Annotated in this window: 17 protein-coding genes; all 17 read left to right on the top strand. The window is 46.7% G+C overall.

What is annotated here, in order from left to right:
* Positions 1-91 precede the first annotated feature (91 nt).
* On the top strand, positions 92-382 hold the full coding sequence (locus JK635_RS22890) for a YhdT family protein (RefSeq protein ID WP_235888330.1): 291 nt from the start codon (positions 92-94) through the stop codon (positions 380-382).
* Complete coding sequence (gene panF, locus JK635_RS22885; protein ID WP_202656238.1) at positions 379-1830, top strand: sodium/pantothenate symporter; 1452 nt, start codon at positions 379-381, stop codon at positions 1828-1830. The genes JK635_RS22890 and panF overlap by 4 nt, the downstream gene beginning before the upstream one ends.
* 238 nt (positions 1831-2068) lie before the next feature.
* Positions 2069-2302: a DUF2198 family protein gene (locus JK635_RS22880; protein ID WP_368857113.1), complete on the top strand. Its 234-nt coding sequence runs from the start codon at positions 2069-2071 to the stop codon at positions 2300-2302.
* A gap of 357 nt (positions 2303-2659) precedes the next feature.
* Positions 2660-4636, top strand: a complete 1977-nt coding sequence (uvrB, locus tag JK635_RS22875; protein WP_202656236.1) for an excinuclease ABC subunit UvrB — start codon at positions 2660-2662, stop codon at positions 4634-4636.
* 201 nt (positions 4637-4837) lie between these two features.
* On the top strand, positions 4838-7711 hold the full coding sequence (gene uvrA, locus JK635_RS22870) for an excinuclease ABC subunit UvrA (protein ID WP_202656235.1): 2874 nt from the start codon (positions 4838-4840) through the stop codon (positions 7709-7711).
* A 128-nt stretch (positions 7712-7839) separates the two neighbouring features.
* Positions 7840-8154, top strand: coding sequence for a magnetosome magnetite crystal formation protein family (locus JK635_RS22865; RefSeq protein WP_202656233.1), 315 nt, complete (start codon positions 7840-7842; stop codon positions 8152-8154).
* A 44-nt stretch (positions 8155-8198) separates the two neighbouring features.
* Complete coding sequence (locus JK635_RS22860) at positions 8199-9308, top strand: DUF4097 family beta strand repeat-containing protein (RefSeq protein WP_306792990.1); 1110 nt, start codon at positions 8199-8201, stop codon at positions 9306-9308.
* A 143-nt stretch (positions 9309-9451) separates the two neighbouring features.
* On the top strand, positions 9452-9820 hold the full coding sequence (locus JK635_RS22855) for a phage holin family protein (protein ID WP_202656231.1): 369 nt from the start codon (positions 9452-9454) through the stop codon (positions 9818-9820).
* A 132-nt stretch (positions 9821-9952) separates the two neighbouring features.
* Complete coding sequence (hprK, locus tag JK635_RS22850) at positions 9953-10882, top strand: HPr(Ser) kinase/phosphatase (protein ID WP_202656230.1); 930 nt, start codon at positions 9953-9955, stop codon at positions 10880-10882.
* 44 nt (positions 10883-10926) lie between these two features.
* A complete protein-coding gene (gene lgt, locus JK635_RS22845; protein WP_202656229.1) occupies positions 10927-11745 on the top strand; it encodes a prolipoprotein diacylglyceryl transferase in 819 nt (272 codons plus the stop codon).
* A gap of 69 nt (positions 11746-11814) precedes the next feature.
* Positions 11815-12759: a nucleoside recognition domain-containing protein gene (locus JK635_RS22840; RefSeq protein WP_202656227.1), complete on the top strand. Its 945-nt coding sequence runs from the start codon at positions 11815-11817 to the stop codon at positions 12757-12759.
* Positions 12752-13396: a pyrophosphatase PpaX gene (ppaX, locus tag JK635_RS22835; protein ID WP_202656226.1), complete on the top strand. Its 645-nt coding sequence runs from the start codon at positions 12752-12754 to the stop codon at positions 13394-13396. Before JK635_RS22840 ends, ppaX begins: the two co-directional genes overlap by 8 nt.
* A gap of 4 nt (positions 13397-13400) precedes the next feature.
* Positions 13401-13931, top strand: a complete 531-nt coding sequence (locus tag JK635_RS22830; RefSeq protein ID WP_202656225.1) for an acyltransferase — start codon at positions 13401-13403, stop codon at positions 13929-13931.
* Between the two features lie 148 nt (positions 13932-14079).
* A complete protein-coding gene (locus JK635_RS22825) occupies positions 14080-15252 on the top strand; it encodes an ATP phosphoribosyltransferase regulatory subunit (protein WP_202656224.1) in 1173 nt (390 codons plus the stop codon).
* Positions 15245-15883, top strand: a complete 639-nt coding sequence (hisG, locus tag JK635_RS22820) for an ATP phosphoribosyltransferase (RefSeq protein ID WP_202656223.1) — start codon at positions 15245-15247, stop codon at positions 15881-15883. The genes JK635_RS22825 and hisG overlap by 8 nt, the downstream gene beginning before the upstream one ends.
* Before the next feature lies 1 nt (position 15884).
* On the top strand, positions 15885-17162 hold the full coding sequence (hisD, locus tag JK635_RS22815; RefSeq protein WP_202656222.1) for a histidinol dehydrogenase: 1278 nt from the start codon (positions 15885-15887) through the stop codon (positions 17160-17162).
* Between the two features lie 159 nt (positions 17163-17321).
* Complete coding sequence (gene hisB, locus JK635_RS22810) at positions 17322-17909, top strand: imidazoleglycerol-phosphate dehydratase HisB (RefSeq protein ID WP_202656221.1); 588 nt, start codon at positions 17322-17324, stop codon at positions 17907-17909.
* Positions 17910-18002: the final 93 nt, after the last annotated feature.

Here is an 18002-nt window from a genome sequence, read left to right as displayed (position 1 = left end):
ATAGTCCATGGGAATAAGGTTTTTGTTGTTTCTTTGGCTTTCGGGAACAATAGACCTAGCTAGATTTTGCCTATTTAAGGAGGAGTCCTTTTTGAAAAAGCCATTTAATTCGAAGGACAAGCGCTTTAAGGTAGCCCATCGCGAGGCGTTGATCGGTGTCGTTCTCGTGATCATCAACTTTATTTGGTGGTACGGGTTTGCTTATGGACTTGGTTCGGACAAGGTTGAAAATTATACATACATATGGGGGCTGCCGGCTTGGTTCTTTTATAGCTGCATTGCCGGCTTTATTGTGATGATCGTGATCGTCAGTCTCACCGTAAAATTTTTATTTACAGATGTCCCCTTTGAGGATGAAGAGGAGGGGCACGAACACAAATGAATTGGCCTGTCATCACTCCGTTGGTTATTTTCTTACTGGTTATTTTTGCAGTTGGCTTTTGGTCACATAAATTTGTTTTTAAAACGCATTCCTTCCTGGAGGAATATTTTTTAGGCGAGCGGCAAATGGGCGGTTTCATCCTGGCAATGACGATGGTTGCCACATACGGCAGCGCCTCAAGCTTCATCGGCGGTCCCGGGGTTGCCTATACGCAAGGGCTCGGCTGGGTGCTGCTGGCGATGGCTCAGTTGGCAACTGGTTATTTCACACTGATGGTTCTTGGGAAAAAGTTTGCGATTGTGGCAAGGCAGTACAAGGCGATTACGTTAATTGATTTTTTAAAAGAAAGGTACCAGAGCAAAACGGTTGTGTTACTCTCGGCGGCAAGCATTGTGATTTTCTTGTTTTCCTCGATGACGGCCCAGTGGATTGGCGGCGCCCGACTTGTCGAGAGCTTAACAGGCTTGCCCTACACGACAGCCTTATTGATCTTTGCCTTTTCCGTGCTGATCTTTGTCATTGTCGGCGGCTTTCGCGCAGTAGCTTTAACTGATGCCGTCCAAGGAGTGGTTATGTTTATGGGGACGTTAATTTTGCTGGTTGCGACGATTAAGGCTGGCGGGGGGATTCCAAAAATTATCCATGATCTCGCGGCAGAAAATCCCAATTTGATCTCTCCGTTTGGTGCGGAACGGACGCTAACGCCGGCCTATGTATCCTCCTATTGGATTTTAGTAGGGATTGGGGTGGTTGGCTTGCCACAAATTACCGTCCGGGCCATGTCCTATAAAAATTCCAAAGCAATGCATAGCGCGATTATCATCGGCACGATTGTCGTCGGCTTTATCATGCTCGGCATGCACCTGATCGGCGTTTTTGCCAGACCAGTACTTCCTGGTGTCAAAATTGGTGATACGGTGATGCCATTGTTATCAATGAAAGTGCTGCCGCCGTTTGCTGCCGGCATCGTTCTGGCGGCTCCAATGGCAGCGATTATGTCAACCGTCGATGCCCTGTTAATTCTCGTCAGCTCCGCATTGGTCAAAGACGTGTATTTAAACTACATCAAACCAACAGCCGGCGACAGTCATGTGAAAAAAATCAGCTTCAGCGTAACCGCGATTATCGGCCTTATTGTCATCATTTTAGCATTAAGTCCGCCTAATCTCATTATTTGGCTGAATTTGTTCTCCTTTGGCGGCTTGGAGTCGGTGTTTATCTGGCCGGTTATTTTCGGTCTGTACTGGATGAAGGGCAATAAATACGGAGCGATTGCTTCGATGGTATTAGGAATGAGTTCGTATATTTTGTTCGATCGCTTCTATCCAAATGCACTTGGGGTTCATACGGTTGTGTTGCCGATTCTCATATCGATGCTGGGGTTTGTTGTTGTGAGTTTGTTAACCCAGCAGCGTAATGGTTTAGAAAAAACTTATCAGCGGATTTGAGTGACTTATCAGCGAATTGCGGTCACATATCAGCGGATGGCGGTAAGTTTATCGGCGATTCGAAAAAACAACTGAAAATTAGGCAGAATAATCACAGAAAAAGGGTACTCTCCAAGTTCCAAGGTTCCCTCGCCTTACGGCCTTTATCAGCAACACATTTTTGTTGCATTTTTGTCGATAAATTTCTAGAATAAGTTAACAGAAATTATTTAAAATGAGGTGCACTCATTTGGAATTTATTGTGATTAGATATTTGGCGGGGCTCACTTTGCCAGGGCTGCTGGTCTTGTTGTTCACCCGGGTTACCTACAACCGGTTTATTGGTCTTGTGTTAACGGTTGCCTTGATTGCGGGTTCGGTTTACAAAGGATATACGAATACATTTATTTTAATTGTCGTCGATGCTTTTTCATTGACAGTCGGCTTCTGGCTGGCGGCAAAAATGAAGCCACGTTCTGTGAAAAAGAGTTAGTTTTAGTAGTCTGTCTGTTTAGGACAGGCTTTTTTGGCCGATAGGAAAGTATAAAAACTTTCCTATCAGGCATAAGTGTAACTACGCCTCTGTCTTCGCCTTAAAGGCTCGCCAATCGGCGAGTTTTCTTTATGTCAATACGAAGGTATTTTCATTTGGTATGTAGCTCGGCTCGCTCAAATTTTTATTTCCGAATATTAGTTCGCATATTATTGGTTTGTTTTTGGGGTAATGTGGTAGAATGTTATTATTGAATGGATCCATCACACTTTTCGGCACCATCCCGGTCCATAACATGGTTCTTATGCTGTTAAGTGCTATGAACGACTCAAATTTTTAACACGGGAGGGAGACTTTGTGGAGAGCCAATTTGAATTGGTATCAAAATATTCACCCCAAGGAGATCAGCCGGAGGCGATTAAGCAATTAGTCGAAGGTATCAAGCAAAACAAGCGCTATCAGACACTTCTTGGGGCAACGGGTACAGGGAAAACTTTCACGATTTCTAACGTGATTAAAGAGGTAAATAAACCAACATTGGTCATTGCCCATAATAAAACCTTGGCCGGCCAGCTATATAGCGAGTTTAAGGAATTTTTTCCAAACAATGCGGTTGAGTATTTTGTTAGCTACTATGATTACTATCAGCCGGAGGCTTATGTGCCGCAGACGGATACGTTTATTGAAAAGGACGCCAGCATTAACGATGAGATTGATAAATTGCGCCACTCGGCAACATCGTCATTATTTGAGCGCAACGATGTGATCATCATTGCCAGTGTTTCTTGTATATATGGTCTCGGTAATCCGGAAGAATACCGTGAGATGGTGATTTCTCTCCGAACGGGAATGGAGATTGACCGCAACCAGCTGCTGCGCCGCCTTGTCGATATTCAATATGAACGAAATGATATTGATTTTAAACGGGGGACCTTCCGTGTCCGCGGTGATGTCGTCGAGATTTTCCCTGCTTCCCGCGATGAACATTGCATTCGCGTCGAATTTTTCGGCGATGAAATAGACCGGATTCGTGAAGTCGATGCCTTGACTGGGGAAATTATCGGCGAGCGCGAGCATGTGGCCATATTTCCGGCCTCCCACTTCGTAACACGAGAAGAAAAGATGCGCAAAGCGGTGGAGAATATCGAACAGGAGCTGGAGGAGCGGCTTGCGGTTTTAAAAGCGGAAAATAAATTATTGGAAGCGCAGCGGCTGGAACAGCGGACCCGCTATGACCTCGAAATGATGCGGGAAATGGGCTTCTGCTCGGGGATTGAAAACTATTCCCGTCACCTGACACTAAGACCGCCGGGTTCAACGCCGTATACATTACTCGATTATTTTCCTGAGGATTTTCTGATTGTCATCGATGAGTCCCATGTGACGCTGCCGCAAATCCGCGGAATGTACAACGGCGACAGGGCGCGCAAGGAAGTGCTGGTCAATTATGGCTTCCGACTGCCGTCCGCACTCGATAACCGCCCGCTGATGTTCGATGAGTTTGAAAAACATATCCATAATATTGTCTTTGTTTCAGCCACCCCGGGTCCGTATGAATTGGAACACACACCGACGATGGTTGAGCAAATTATCCGCCCAACCGGCCTGCTTGATCCACTCATAGATGTCCGACCGATTGAAGGGCAAATTGACGATCTTATTGGAGAAATTCAAGATCGCGTGAAACGCAATGAACGTGTCCTGGTGACAACCCTAACGAAAAAAATGTCCGAGGACTTAACAGACTATCTGAAGGAAATCGGAATTAAAGTCCAGTATCTGCATTCCGAAGTGAAGACGCTCGAACGGATTGAAATTATCCGCGAGCTGCGCTTGGGCACGTATGATGTGCTGGTCGGGATCAACCTGCTTCGGGAAGGTCTGGACATTCCGGAAGTATCACTTGTGGCCATTCTTGATGCCGATAAAGAAGGTTTCCTGCGTTCGGAGCGTTCGCTGATTCAAACCATTGGCCGGGCAGCCCGGAATGCCAATGGTAAAGTCATTATGTACGCCGACCGAATGACTGATTCGATGGAAAAAGCGATCAGTGAAACAAAGCGGCGCCGTTCGATCCAAGAGGAATACAATCGGAAGCATGGAATTACGCCGCAAACAATTCAGAAGGATATCCGCGATGTTATCCGGGCGACACATGCCGCGGAAGAGACGGAAGAATACAAACCAGCAGCATCGTTTGCCAAAATGACAAAGAAGGAAAAAGACAAACTGATTGCCGGTATGGAAAAAGAGATGAAAGCCGCGGCCAAAGCGCTCGACTTCGAACGTGCCGCCGAGTTGCGTGACTTGATTTTGGAACTAAAAGCGGAATGACAACAGGTGCATAGAATTTAATGCAGATATCGTTTAAAAAAATGCAGATATCTGCGTCAAATTACAGATAAAAATTTTAACCTGCAGATATCTTGCAAAACCTGCAGAGATAGTTAAAAACTGACCAGATGAAGAGCCGCTGCTTGAAATTTCCAAGCGGCAGCTCAATCTATTTATTTAAAGCGGAAGGATGACTAATTCATGGCGATGGAAAATCTTATTATTAAAGGCGCCAGAGCCCATAATTTAAAAAATATTGATGTCACCATTCCGAGAGATCAGCTTGTGGTGTTGACGGGACTTTCCGGGTCGGGAAAGTCCTCGCTGGCGTTTGATACGATTTATGCCGAGGGGCAGCGCCGTTACGTGGAATCGCTCTCGGCCTATGCCCGGCAATTCCTCGGACAAATGGATAAACCGGACGTTGATGCGATTGAAGGACTGTCCCCGGCGATTTCCATCGATCAAAAAACGACAAGCCGCAACCCGCGTTCGACGGTCGGAACGGTGACGGAAATCTATGATTATTTACGTCTATTATTTGCCAGGGTTGGACATCCGACCTGTCCCAACCATCATATCGAAATCTCCTCACAAACGATTGAACAGATGGTCGACCGGATTATGGAATACCCGGAGCGGACGAAGATGCAAATCCTTGCTCCGGTCGTTTCCGGCCGCAAAGGGATGCATGCCAAAGTCCTAGAAGACATTAAAAAGCAAGGCTTTGTCCGCGTCCGCGTTGACGGGGAAATGCTCGACCTTAGCGAGGACATTGAGTTGGAGAAAAATAAGAAACACTCCATTGAGGTCGTCGTCGACCGGATTGTCGTAAAGGAAGGAATCTCAACCCGGGTGGCCGATTCCCTAGAAACGGCTCTCCGTCTCGGTGAAGGAAAGGTCATCGTCGATGTCATTGGCGAAGAAGAGTTGATGTTCAGTGAAAACCACGCATGTCCTATTTGCGGTTTTTCCATCGGAGAACTGGAACCGCGGATGTTTTCCTTTAATAGCCCGTTTGGCGCCTGCCCAGATTGTGATGGCCTTGGTTCCAAACTGGAAGTCGATCTCGATTTGGTGATTCCTAACAAGGACCTCACCCTCAAACAGCACGCGCTTGCCCCGTGGGAGCCAACGAGCTCACAGTATTACCCGCAGCTCTTGGAGGCAGTCTGCAATCATTACGGCATCGATATGGATGTCCCGGTAAAGGATATTCCAGAGCATCTAATGGAAAAAATCCTCTACGGTTCCGATGGCGAAAAAATTTACTTCCGCTATGAGAATGATTTTGGGCAGCTGCGTGAGGGCTATATCGAATTTGAAGGGGTTATCCGCAATGTTGAGCGCCGGTTTAGAGAAACAAGCTCCGATTATATTCGTGAGCAAATGCAAAAATATATGGCCGAACAGCCATGCCCGACATGTAAAGGACAGCGCCTGAAAAAGGAATCGCTTGCCGTTCTTATCAACGGACATCATATTGCCGAAGTGACCGACCTTTCGATTGAAGAGGCGCGGGAGTTTTTTGCAAACCTGGAACTGACGGAAAAAGAAACCCAGATTGCCAGATTGATTTTACGGGAAATTAACGAGCGGCTTGGTTTTTTAGTGAATGTCGGCCTTGATTATTTAACGCTAAGCCGTCAAGCGGGGACTTTATCTGGCGGCGAAGCCCAGCGGATCCGCTTGGCCACGCAAATCGGTTCACGCCTAACCGGTGTTCTATATATATTAGACGAACCGTCAATTGGACTGCATCAGCGGGATAATGACCGGTTGATTGGCACGCTGAAGAACATGCGCGATATTGGCAACACGTTGATTGTAGTCGAGCATGATGAAGATACGATGCTTGCCGCTGATTATTTGATTGATATCGGTCCCGGCGCCGGGGTTTCCGGCGGCGAGGTGGTCTCGGCCGGAACACCGGCAGAGGTAATGGCGGATCCCCACTCGTTAACCGGTCAATATTTGTCAGGGCAGAAGTTCATTCCACTGCCATTGGAACGCCGCAAGCAAGATGGCCGCTATGTGGAAATCAAAGGGGCAGCCGAAAATAACTTAAAAAATGTCAACGTCAAGATTCCCCTCGGGATGTTTATTGCCGTCACGGGTGTTTCCGGATCGGGGAAAAGTACCTTGATCAATGAAATCTTGTTAAAATCGCTGGCGCAAAAATTGAATCGCGCAAAAACAAGGCCAGGAAAGCATAAGAGCATTAAAGGAATCGAACATTTGGAAAAAGTCATTGATATTGATCAGTCGCCGATTGGCCGAACACCGCGTTCGAATCCGGCAACCTATACTGGCGTGTTTGATGATATTCGCGATGTGTTCGCCGCGACCAATGAGGCGAAGGTGCGCGGCTATAAAAAAGGCCGCTTCAGCTTTAATGTCAAAGGCGGACGCTGTGAAGCCTGCCGAGGTGATGGGATTATTAAAATTGAAATGCACTTTTTGCCTGATGTTTATGTTCCTTGCGAGGTCTGTCATGGACAACGCTATAACCGCGAAACATTGGAAGTAAAGTACAAAGGCAAGAGCATTGCCGATGTGCTGGATATGACCGTTGAAGATGCCTTGAAATTTTTCGAAAACATTCCGAAAATCAGCCGCAAACTGCAGACGATTTATGATGTCGGGCTCGGCTATGTCAAGCTCGGACAGCCGGCGACCACGCTTTCCGGCGGAGAAGCCCAACGCGTCAAGCTGGCATCCGAGCTGCACCGTCGTTCAAACGGAAAATCCTTCTACATTTTGGATGAACCGACAACTGGTCTGCATGTCGATGATATTTCCCGTTTGCTCGTCGTCCTGCAGCGTTTGGTCGAAAACGGCGATACTGTATTGGTGATTGAGCATAATCTTGACGTTATTAAAGCCGCCGATTATATTATCGATCTCGGTCCTGAGGGCGGCGATAAAGGCGGCACGATTATTGCCACGGGAACCCCCGAGAAGGTCGCAGAAACTCCAGGGTCGTACACCGGCAAATATTTAAAGCCGATTCTCGACCGCGACCGCGAGCGAATGAAACAGCAAATAGAAGACAAAAGCGCGATTAACGCTTAAATCAAAGAGCTGAGACCAAAGTCTTGTGGTTTCAGCTCTTTTCGTCTGCTGAAATTTCCAATTGCTCGATAAAAGTACGAAACTTTCAGCGTTTTGAAACGTACATATAGGATAGGAGGGTGGACAAGATGGAAACAAGAAAGGTGCTTTCCGGTTTGTGTTATTTTAGTATCTTTTTCGCGGGGTTTATTTTTCCACTTATTGTTTTATTGGCGAGTAGTGATATAGAGACAAAACAGCATGCGAAAAAAGCCATGCTTTCGCATCTGATCCCGGTGATTCCAATGATTTTCATGGTGTTTGCGATTATCTATGAAGCGATCAATATCCAGGCGGAACTGCCGGTATGGACGATTATCAGCATTGTCATAACAGCGATTGTTTGGATTGTGGTAGTGATTTGGAACATTATTAAAGGAGTAAAGGTATTGATTGCCGAATAGGAAAATAGAATAGGATAGGAAAATAATGAAATATTGAGGTGGAAATGATGAAAGAGGAGCGTAAGCGGATTTTACAGCTGGTCGAGGCGGGAAAGCTGACAGTTGATGAGGCCTTAACCTTAATTGAAGAGCTCGACAAGGCGGAACAAACGGCTGAACAGAAAAAGGAACAAATGGTCAATGAACTTTCGACAATGGTGCAATTTGAAGAGGCCAAAAAGGAAGATCCGTTTCAGACGAAGTATCAATCTACAAAAGATAAGATTTTGGAGTTTGTTGATTCGGCTCTAAAGAAAATAAAAGAATTTGATTTCGATTTAAATTTTGGGCAGTCTGTCGACCTATCGCATATATTCCATCATGGCGATGTGACCTTGAATGATATCGATATCGATGTCGCCAATGGTTCAGTAAAAATAGCTACCTGGGACCAGCCGGATGTTAGGATTGAATGTCAGGCAAAAGTATACCGGGTCGAAAACCAGGACGAGGCGCGGAAAAACTTTTTACGCGATGTCATTTTTGCTGTTGAGGGGCAGAAGCTTAAGTTTATCACCCAGCAGAAATGGATGAAGGTTGAAGCGGTGATATTTGTACCAAAGGCCCAAATGAATCGTGTCAGGATTCGCTTGTTTAATGGTTCCATCACTGGCAGTGATTTGAACGTGGACGACCTCCGCACCAAAACGGCCAATGGCAAAATCGAACTTGACCGTATTCAGGGAAAACGGGGAGAAATGGAAACGGCGAATGGAAGAATTCATGTTCTCGCGAGCCAAATCGATGAGCTGGAGGCAGAAACAATCAATGGTGCGATTAAGCTGGAGGGAGATTATAAAAAGTCAGAAGCCCAGTCTTTCAATGGTAATATTCATTATGAGTTACGTGGCAATCGTTGTGAGTGGATCCATGCCAAGACGACATCGGGAGCAGTGGATTTATTTGTTCCCGAAAACTTGCCGCTGAACGGAGAACTGAAGACGAATCTTGGCGGATTTAATCTCAAGCTTGTCGGGGTTCAGATTCTCGAGGAGAAAAGCGAAATGATTCAAAAATTGCTTCGTTTTCAATCCGTCGATCACCCGGATCAAATGCTAAAAATCTATGCAGAAACAAAGACCGGTTCCATTAGTCTGCAAAAAGCGACGGTGTAATTTTTTTAGCTAAAAGGAATGTAAAAAATTTTTCCAAATTTTATACATTCCTTTGTCGCATATATTCAACTACGCCTCATGAACCGGCATTATGGACTCGTCAGTCGGCGAGTTTTCATTTAAAAATAATAGGGGATTAGTTTATGAGATGGCTGATTGGGTGTTTGATTAATGCTGTATTATTTATGGCACTGGCGGGATATTTTCATGAGAGTTTTTATCTCTCGGGGTTTTCAGCGGCCCTTCAGGCGAGTATTTTATTATCGATTTTAAACGTGCTGGTGCGGCCGCTGTTGATCTTATTTACCTTACCAGTGACCGTTTTAACAATGGGGTTGTTTCTGTTTGTGATCAATGCCATGACATTGGAGCTGACCGATTATCTTATGGGAGATTCCTTTGATATCAACGGTTTTCCAATGGCGTTGTTTTTTGCGGTGTTGATGTCGCTCGTAAACGTGGTCATTCAAAAAACAATCTTGGAGCCATCGCGCTCTTCCAGAAAGAAATAGGAAAAGGTGTGTGTCCCGACAATGGGGTACGCACCTTTTTTCGTCCAGGTATGGTTCTTGAGCGAAAAAATGGTAAAATAGAAAAAATGAATTTGTTTGCCAAATGGCAGCTTGTTAAGGAGGAAAACTTTCTTGCCAAAAGTTCGCACGAAAGATATATTGGAAAAGTTTAATCTGGAATTAATCAGCGGTGAAGAGGGAATCAATCGTCCCATTACGATGAGCGATATTTCCCGTCCCGGGATTGAAATGGCCGGGTATTTCGAATATTATCCCGCTGAACGGGTTCAATTATTAGGGAAGACGGAGCTGTCCTTTTACTCCGGACTCTCATCACGGGATAAGGCATCGAGGATGGAACGGTTGTGTACCGACATTACTCCGGGAATTATCGTAACGCGGGGGCTGGAGGTTCCCCTAGAGTTAATCGAAGCATCGGAGCGGGAAGCGGTTCCTGTGCTGCGAACAAACATGAAAACAACGCGATTCTTCAGCCGTTTGACGAATTATTTAGAAAGCATGCTGGCGCCAACGACGGCGGTACATGGAGTTTTGGTGGATGTTTATGGCATCGGTGTGCTGATCACGGGTAAAAGCGGTGTCGGGAAAAGCGAGACCGCGCTTGAACTTGTCAAGCGCGGCCATCGGCTTGTTGCTGACGATTGTGTCGAAATTCGTCAGGAAGACCAGGATACACTAGTCGGGACCTCGCCGGAATTAATTGAGCATTTATTGGAAATTCGTGGTTTAGGAATTATCAATGTCATGACATTATTTGGTGCTGGTGCCGTACGAAGCAACAAGCGGATTACACTGGTCATCAACCTGGAGCTATGGGATCCGAAAAAGCAATATGACCGTTTGGGTTTAGATGAAGAAAAGGTGAAAATCATTGATACCGAGGTCACCAAGCTGACGGTTCCGGTTCGTCCCGGACGAAATCTTGCCGTTATCATTGAAGTAGCGGCAATGAATTATCGCTTGAAAAGAATGGGGGTCAATGCAGCACAGCAATTTACCGCGCGTCTTTCGGACGTAATTGAGGACGCTGAGCAAGATTAATACGAGTTGTCATTGGCGCATTTAATTAGGAAGAGGGGATGAGAATGAACGAAACAATCCAACCGCTCAACCCGATTGCTTTTCACCTTGGTCCGATTCCGGTTCATTGGTACGGGGTGATTATCGGTTCGGGTTTGGCACTAGGGCTCTATATCGCCATCCGGGAAGGGAATCGCCGCAAGCTGCCGCAGGATACATTTGCGGACTTAATGCTATGGGCGATTCCGATTGCGATTATTTGTGCAAGGATCTATTACGTTATGTTTGAATGGGATTATTACTCACAGCATCTTGCTGATATCCCGAAAATTTGGGGCGGCGGGATTGCGATTCACGGAGCATTGATTGGTTCGGTATTAACGGCCTACTTTTTTACAAAAAAGCGGGAAATTTCGTTCTGGAAACTGGCCGATATTGCCGCCCCAAGTATTATCCTCGGACAGGCGATCGGACGCTGGGGAAATTTCATGAATCAGGAGGCCCATGGCGGCGAAGTGTCGCGGACCTTTCTCGAAAACTTGCATTTACCGGATTTTATTATTAATCAGATGTATATTAATGGTGTTTATTACCAGCCGACATTCCTCTATGAGTCGGTTTGGGATTTCGCCGGTTTTATCGTGCTAATGTTATTGCGCCGGGTAAATTTGCGCCGGGGAGAAATGTTCCTCTCCTATGTAATCTGGTATTCTGTCGGCCGCTTCTTTGTAGAAGGGATGCGGACAGACAGCCTGATGCTCGGGAGTTTAAGGATGGCACAGACGATTTCAATCGCTTTAATCATTGTCGCGGTGATGATCCTGATCTATCGCCGCAAAAAAGGATTGGCAGAGGCGCGTTATTTGGATGAGAGTAATACTTAATGATCGCTGCTGCTTGGTCTTTGCGGTTATTACAACAGTAAAATATGAGAAAGAGGAGAATTGGGGGAAATGCTTCTTAGTTCAATAAAAAAAGGGTTTCTGGTTGGTTTAAAAACAACCTGGACGTTGGGGAAAATTATTTTTCCAGTCACTCTGATTGTCGCGGTTCTGCAATATACACCGGTTTTGCCATGGATTATCAAGCTTTTGACTCCAGTTATGAAACTGATTGGCTTGTCAGGAGATGCCGCGATCCCGCTTGTCTTAGGTAATTTCTTGAACCTTTATGCCGGGATTGGCGCCATCTTATCACTTGATTTTTCTGTAAAAGAAGTTTTTATTTTAGCCGTTATGATGTCTTTTTCCCATAATTTATTGATTGAATCCGGCGTTGCCATGAAAGCGGGGGTAAAGCTGTGGGTGATTCTCACAACCAGACTTGGCTTAGCGTTTATTTCAGCGGCTGTGATCAATCTGGTCTGGCATGGCGGCGGCGAGCCGGCAAAATATGGCTTGATTGAGGGGCAAACGCAATCTGCTTCCAGCTTCGCGGAAATTCTCCTGCAGGGCTTGGAAAAAGCGGGACTGGGAATCCTGCAGCTGGCGATGATTGTCATCCCCTTGATGATGGTGATTCAAATTTTAAAAGACCTGGAATGGCTGCAAAAATTTTCAAAGGCGATGGGCCCGATGACCCGCTCACTAGGGATGAAGGAGAACACCTCAACGACCATGGCGGCGGGGCTGATTTTTGGGCTGGCTTATGGTGCCGGTGTAATGATTCAGGCAGTGCAAGAGGATGGGGTCAGTAAAAAGGATATCACATTAGCGTTTATCTTTCTCGTTGCCTGCCATGCGGTTATTGAAGATACGTTAATCTTTGTTCCGCTCGGCATACCAGTATGGCCGTTATTTATCATCAGGCTTGGAGTCGCGATCATGTTAACCTTGATCGTCGGGACCATTTGGAAACGTTCGGGTCTGATAACAGGAAAGGAAGCGTCATATGACTAGCGATATCAACACATTACTATTTGATTTGGATGGAACTTTAATCAATACAAATGAATTAATTATCTCCAGCTATTTACATACACTCGAAAAGTATTTTCCTGGTAAATATCAACGTGACGATGTCCTGCCGTTCATGGGGCCAACCCTTCATCAGGCATTTGCTAGCGTCGATCCGGAGCGGGTGGAGGAAATGGTTGCTGACTACCGAGCCTTTAATATCGCTCAGCATGATGCTCTCGTTAAGGAATTTCCCGGTGTTTATCAAACAATGAAAACCTTAATGGAAAAAGGATATAAACTTGGTGTTGTGACGACAAAAAAGTTTGACGTGGCGATGAAGGGGCTGCGCTTGCTGAAGCTGGATCCTTTTTTTGAGGTGGTTATTGCCATGGATCATGTCAAAAAATTCAAGCCTGAACCGGAACCGATTTTGACGGCGCTGGAACAATTCGGTTCGACGCCTGCGGAAGCGATCATGGTCGGGGATAATTATCATGATATTCTCGGTGGGAAAAATGCCGGCACCTTGACGGCTGGTGTTGCCTGGTCGATTAAAGGCCGCGACTATATTGCCCAATATGAGCCGGATTACATTTTAGAGCAAATGCCAGATTTATTAACGATCCTCGGGGTGTGACGAGATGAGGAAGACAACCCGCTATCCTGTGGAGGGCGCCAATTCCCTCTGGCATGTCTATAAAACGGTCCCATTTTGGAAGGTGGTAAAGAATTTTATGATCATTCAACTTGCCCGCTACACCCCCTTCCTGGGGATGAAAAATTGGCTTTATCGCACGTTTCTGCGGATGAAGGTCGGCGAACAGACCTCGTTCGCGTTAATGGTCATGCTTGATGTGATGTTTCCGGAAAAAATTTCGGTAGGTCGCAATACGGTTATTGGCTACAACACAACGATTCTCGCTCACGAGTATTTGATTAAGGAATATCGGCTTGGAGAAGTAGTCATTGGCGATGAAGTGATGATCGGTGCCAACTCGACCATCATGCCCGGTGTTACAATTGGTAACGGCGCGATCGTCTCTGCCGGCACGCTTGTCCATAAGGATGTTCCGCCTGGCAGCTTCGTCGGGGGCAACCCGATGCGGATCATTTACACAAAAGAACAGCTCGCCGAACGCTGGGCGGATGATCCGATCTATGGAAATAAATAAAGAAGTCTGGTCCATGGCACGACCGGACTTTTTTTAATAGTCACACTTTTTCATTGACGAAAGCGATCACGAGGAGTACACTACTAATTAATTAACTTTAACTCTCTAATATATTAGTAGACTAAAGCGAATGAAAAGGGTGAGCAATATGAGCCGCTTGTTTATGTTTGAAAAGCCGTTAGGGATGCGTGATACCCTGCCAGAATTATACGAAAAAAAATACCGCGTCCGCACGCGAATGGCGGAGACGTTTAAACTATGGGGCTATCAGTTTATGGAAACTCCTACTCTGGAATATTATGAAACGGTCGGAGCTGCATCGGCGATTCATGATGCCCAGCTGTTTAAGTTACTTGATAAAGAAGGCCATACGCTGGTGCTGCGTCCGGAAATGACAACACCGATTGCCCGGGTTGCCGCCTCTAAGTTATTGGAAGAGGACCTTCCCATCCGCCTAGCCTATTGTGCGAACGTCTTCCGCTCCCAGCAGCGGGAAGGAGGAAGGCCGGCGGAGTTTGAGCAGATTGGGATTGAATGTATGAATGAAGATACCGTTGTCGCAGATGGCGAAGTAATAGCATTATTGATTTCCTCTTTAAAAAAAGCAGGGCTTGGTCAATTTCAAATTTCCGTCGGACATGCTGGATTTGCCCAGGAATTATTCGTGCAAATTTTAGGAACAAATGGCCGGGCGACGGCCTTAAGGAAATTTTTATACGAAAAAAATTATGTTGGCTATCGCGAACACGTGAACGCATTAAATCTCTCGTCGATTGATAAGCAACGGATGCTCAAGCTGCTGCAACTGAGGGGCGGCGAAGAGGTCATGGATGCTGCCGCCGATATGATTGAGCAGGGCAAAGGCAAACAAGCCATCTCTGAATTAACACAGCTTTGGTCGGTGATTAAAGACTACGGCGTTGAAGATCATGTAAAGTTTGATTTCTCCATTGTCAGTCATATGAGCTACTATTCTGGGATTTTATATGAAGTTTATGCCGGAAATGTTGGCTTTCCGATCGGTAACGGCGGCCGCTACCATTTACTAGAGAAGTTTGGTAAAAAAGCGAGCGCAACCGGATTTGCCGTCAGGCTCGACATGCTGCTGGAGGCTTTGGGCAGCGTTCCCTACGAAACTGATACACATTGTATTTTTTTCAGCCAAGAACGGCGCAGGGAGGCTTTTCAACTGGCGCAAAAGCTGCGGGAACAGGGAAAAAAAACCGTTCTCCAAAATATTACCGGGGTCAGAAATCTCGATGCCTTTACCAAACGATTCATCGATACTACCTACCTGATTGGAGGGCGATCGAATGAATGATTTTTTAACCATAGCGATGCCGAAGGGGCGGATTTTTGAAGAAGCAGTGGAATTGCTGCGGAAAGCTGGCTATAAGCTGCCCCCGGAATTTGACGATTCCAGAAAACTGATACTCGATGTTCCGGAGGAAAGCTTAAGGTTTATTTTAGCCAAACCGATGGATGTCGCTACCTATGTTGAGCACGGTGTTGCCGATGTCGGCATTGCCGGCAAGGATGTGCTGCTTGAAGAGGAGCGAGATGTTTATGAGCTCCTGGACTTAAAAATCAGTGCCTGCTATCTGGCGGTTGCCGGCCTTCCCAATACGAAAATGAACGATGTGGCACCAAGGGTGGCGACTAAGTATCCGAATGTGGCCGAAGCTTATTTCCGTGAACAAGGGGAACAGGTAGAAATCATTAAATTAAACGGCTCGATTGAGCTGGCCCCGATCATCGGCTTATCAGACCGGATCGTCGATATTGTCTCAACAGGCCGAACGATGAAAGAAAACGGACTTGTGGAATATGAAAGAATTGTCGATGTAACATCGAGGCTAATCGTCAATCCCGTCAGCTACCGGATAAAAGACGGGCAGATTGATGAGCTTGTCAGACGGCTTCATAACGTTGTTGCAGTGGAGGAATTTTAACATGAAAATCGTAAAGGTAAATGATCTCGTTTCGATCAAGCGGTCGGTAGAAGCAGGAACATTGGAACAGGAGGCTGCCGTCAAGACCATTATTGCCGATGTCCGGGCCCGTGGCGATGAGGCAGTCCGAGAGCTGACGGAAAAATTTGACCAGGTGCGGTTGGCTGATTTTGCGGTCAAGGAAACAGAAATCGAAGCCGCCTACGGGCAAGTTTCCGCGGAATTTATCGCCATTGTCCGTGAAGCTGCGGGAAATATCCGTGCCTTTCACGAAAAACAGCTGCGCCCTTCCTGGATGACAACCGAAGAAAACGGGACGGTTTTAGGGCAAAAAATAACTCCGCTTGATTCAGTCGGCGTGTACGTGCCAGGCGGGACAGCTGCCTACCCGTCATCGGTACTGATGAATGTGCTTCCGGCAAAGGTTGCCGGGGTGAAAAGAATTGTCATGGTCTCGCCGCCCGACCGTGCCGGACGTTTGCCGGCGGCCGTGCTAGTAGCGGCAAAAGAGGCGGGTGTCAAAGAAATTTATAAAGTCGGCGGGGCGCAGGCAATTGCTGCACTTGCCTATGGAACGGAATCGATTTCCCCGGTTGATAAAATTACCGGCCCGGGAAATATATTTGTTGCCCTTGCGAAACGCGAGGTCTTCGGAGATGTTGATATTGATATGATTGCCGGTCCGAGCGAGATTGCGATTTTAGCAGATGAGACGGCACTTGCTGATGAAATCGCCGCCGATCTGTTGTCACAGGCGGAGCATGACCCGCGGGCCTGCAGTGTTCTCATCACGCCTTCATTGGCGCTGGCCGAAGCCGTTTCGGTCGAGGTGGAGCGGCAGCTTGCGGTGCTTCCACGTCGTGAAATTGCCGAGCGGTCGCTAACCGATTACGGCGCCATCTATGTTACCGTGGATCTTGATGAAGCAGCAGAGGTTGTGAACGAGCTGGCCCCGGAACATCTGGAGTTGATGACTGCGGATCCAATCGAACTGCTTGGGAAGATTCGCCACGCCGGCGCGATATTTATTGGACGATACAGTTCAGAGCCTGTTGGCGACTATTTTGCCGGGCCCAACCACGTATTGCCGACAAATGGCACAGCCCGGTTTTCCAGTCCGCTAAACGTTGATGATTTTCAAAAGAAATCCAGCGTGATCATCTACAGTAAGAAGGCTTTTATGGAAAATGCCGGGAAAATTGCTGCGTTTGCCCGAATCGAAGGACTGGAAGCCCACGCCCGCGCAGTGGAGACCCGTCTCAAAAATAAAAAAGATTAGACTGTCGCCATAGGGACAAAACACCGTGAAAAAATAGTGAAACTGTCTTTAATAGAAACGCTAAAAGGACAAAGGGCCCTATAAAAAAGGCAGTATGGTCTTTCATCAAGATAAAAACTTACTTAAGCGCACCATCCAAATCAAGGAGGCATGAACCTCATGGAAAGAATGGCAAGTATCGAACGCAAGACAAACGAAACCAATATTCAATTAACATTAGCAATTGACGGGGAAGGCCGCGCCAACCTTGAAACCGGCGTTCCTTTTCTGACCCATATGCTTGACCTGTTTACCAAGCACGGCCAATTCAATTTAACCGTTGACGCCAAAGGCGATACCGAAGTGGATGACCACCACACAACCGAGGATATTGGCATCTGCCTGGGACAGGCACTGCGTGAGGCGCTGGGGAACAAGCGGGGCATCAAGCGATACGGTAACGCTTTTGTCCCGATGGATGAGGCGTTAGCCCAGGTGGTGGTTGACCTCAGCAACCGCCCTCACTTCGAAATGCGCGGTGAGCTTCCGGCCCAAAAGGTGGGCACATTTGATACGGAGCTTGTCCATGAATTTCTCTGGAAGCTGGCGTTGGAAGCCCGGATGAATCTCCACGTAATCATTCATTATGGAAAAAATACACATCATATGATTGAAGCCGTTTTTAAAGCTCTGGCGCGCGCGCTCGACGAGGCAACCACTGTGGACCCGCGGATCAAAGGGGTTCCTTCGACAAAAGGGATGCTATAAAAGAACCAGTATCGCAACGCAAAGACACAATTTAAAAATAACAAGTATTTCAGCGCAAAGACACAATATAAAAATTTCGGGTGGTGGTAGCCA

Source organism: Neobacillus paridis (genome assembly GCF_016765675.1).
In the GTDB taxonomy this organism is placed as follows: domain Bacteria; phylum Bacillota; class Bacilli; order Bacillales; family Cytobacillaceae; genus Neobacillus; species Neobacillus paridis.
The sequence above is the reverse complement of the archived record's forward strand: the minus strand, read 5'-3'. Positions and strand labels throughout refer to the sequence as shown.

Coding starts and splice junctions, on each gene's coding strand:
- panF (WP_202656238.1), top strand. CDS start 379: ATGAATTGGCCTGTCATCACTCCGTTGGTTATTTTCTTACTGGTTATT.
- uvrA (WP_202656235.1), top strand. CDS start 4,838: ATGGCGATGGAAAATCTTATTATTAAAGGCGCCAGAGCCCATAATTTA.
- JK635_RS22865 (WP_202656233.1), top strand. CDS start 7,840: ATGGAAACAAGAAAGGTGCTTTCCGGTTTGTGTTATTTTAGTATCTTT.
- JK635_RS22860 (WP_306792990.1), top strand. CDS start 8,199: ATGATGAAAGAGGAGCGTAAGCGGATTTTACAGCTGGTCGAGGCGGGA.
- JK635_RS22855 (WP_202656231.1), top strand. CDS start 9,452: ATGAGATGGCTGATTGGGTGTTTGATTAATGCTGTATTATTTATGGCA.
- lgt (WP_202656229.1), top strand. CDS start 10,927: ATGAACGAAACAATCCAACCGCTCAACCCGATTGCTTTTCACCTTGGT.
- JK635_RS22840 (WP_202656227.1), top strand. CDS start 11,815: ATGCTTCTTAGTTCAATAAAAAAAGGGTTTCTGGTTGGTTTAAAAACA.
- ppaX (WP_202656226.1), top strand. CDS start 12,752: ATGACTAGCGATATCAACACATTACTATTTGATTTGGATGGAACTTTA.
- JK635_RS22830 (WP_202656225.1), top strand. CDS start 13,401: ATGAGGAAGACAACCCGCTATCCTGTGGAGGGCGCCAATTCCCTCTGG.
- JK635_RS22825 (WP_202656224.1), top strand. CDS start 14,080: ATGAGCCGCTTGTTTATGTTTGAAAAGCCGTTAGGGATGCGTGATACC.
- hisG (WP_202656223.1), top strand. CDS start 15,245: ATGAATGATTTTTTAACCATAGCGATGCCGAAGGGGCGGATTTTTGAA.
- hisD (WP_202656222.1), top strand. CDS start 15,885: ATGAAAATCGTAAAGGTAAATGATCTCGTTTCGATCAAGCGGTCGGTA.
- hisB (WP_202656221.1), top strand. CDS start 17,322: ATGGAAAGAATGGCAAGTATCGAACGCAAGACAAACGAAACCAATATT.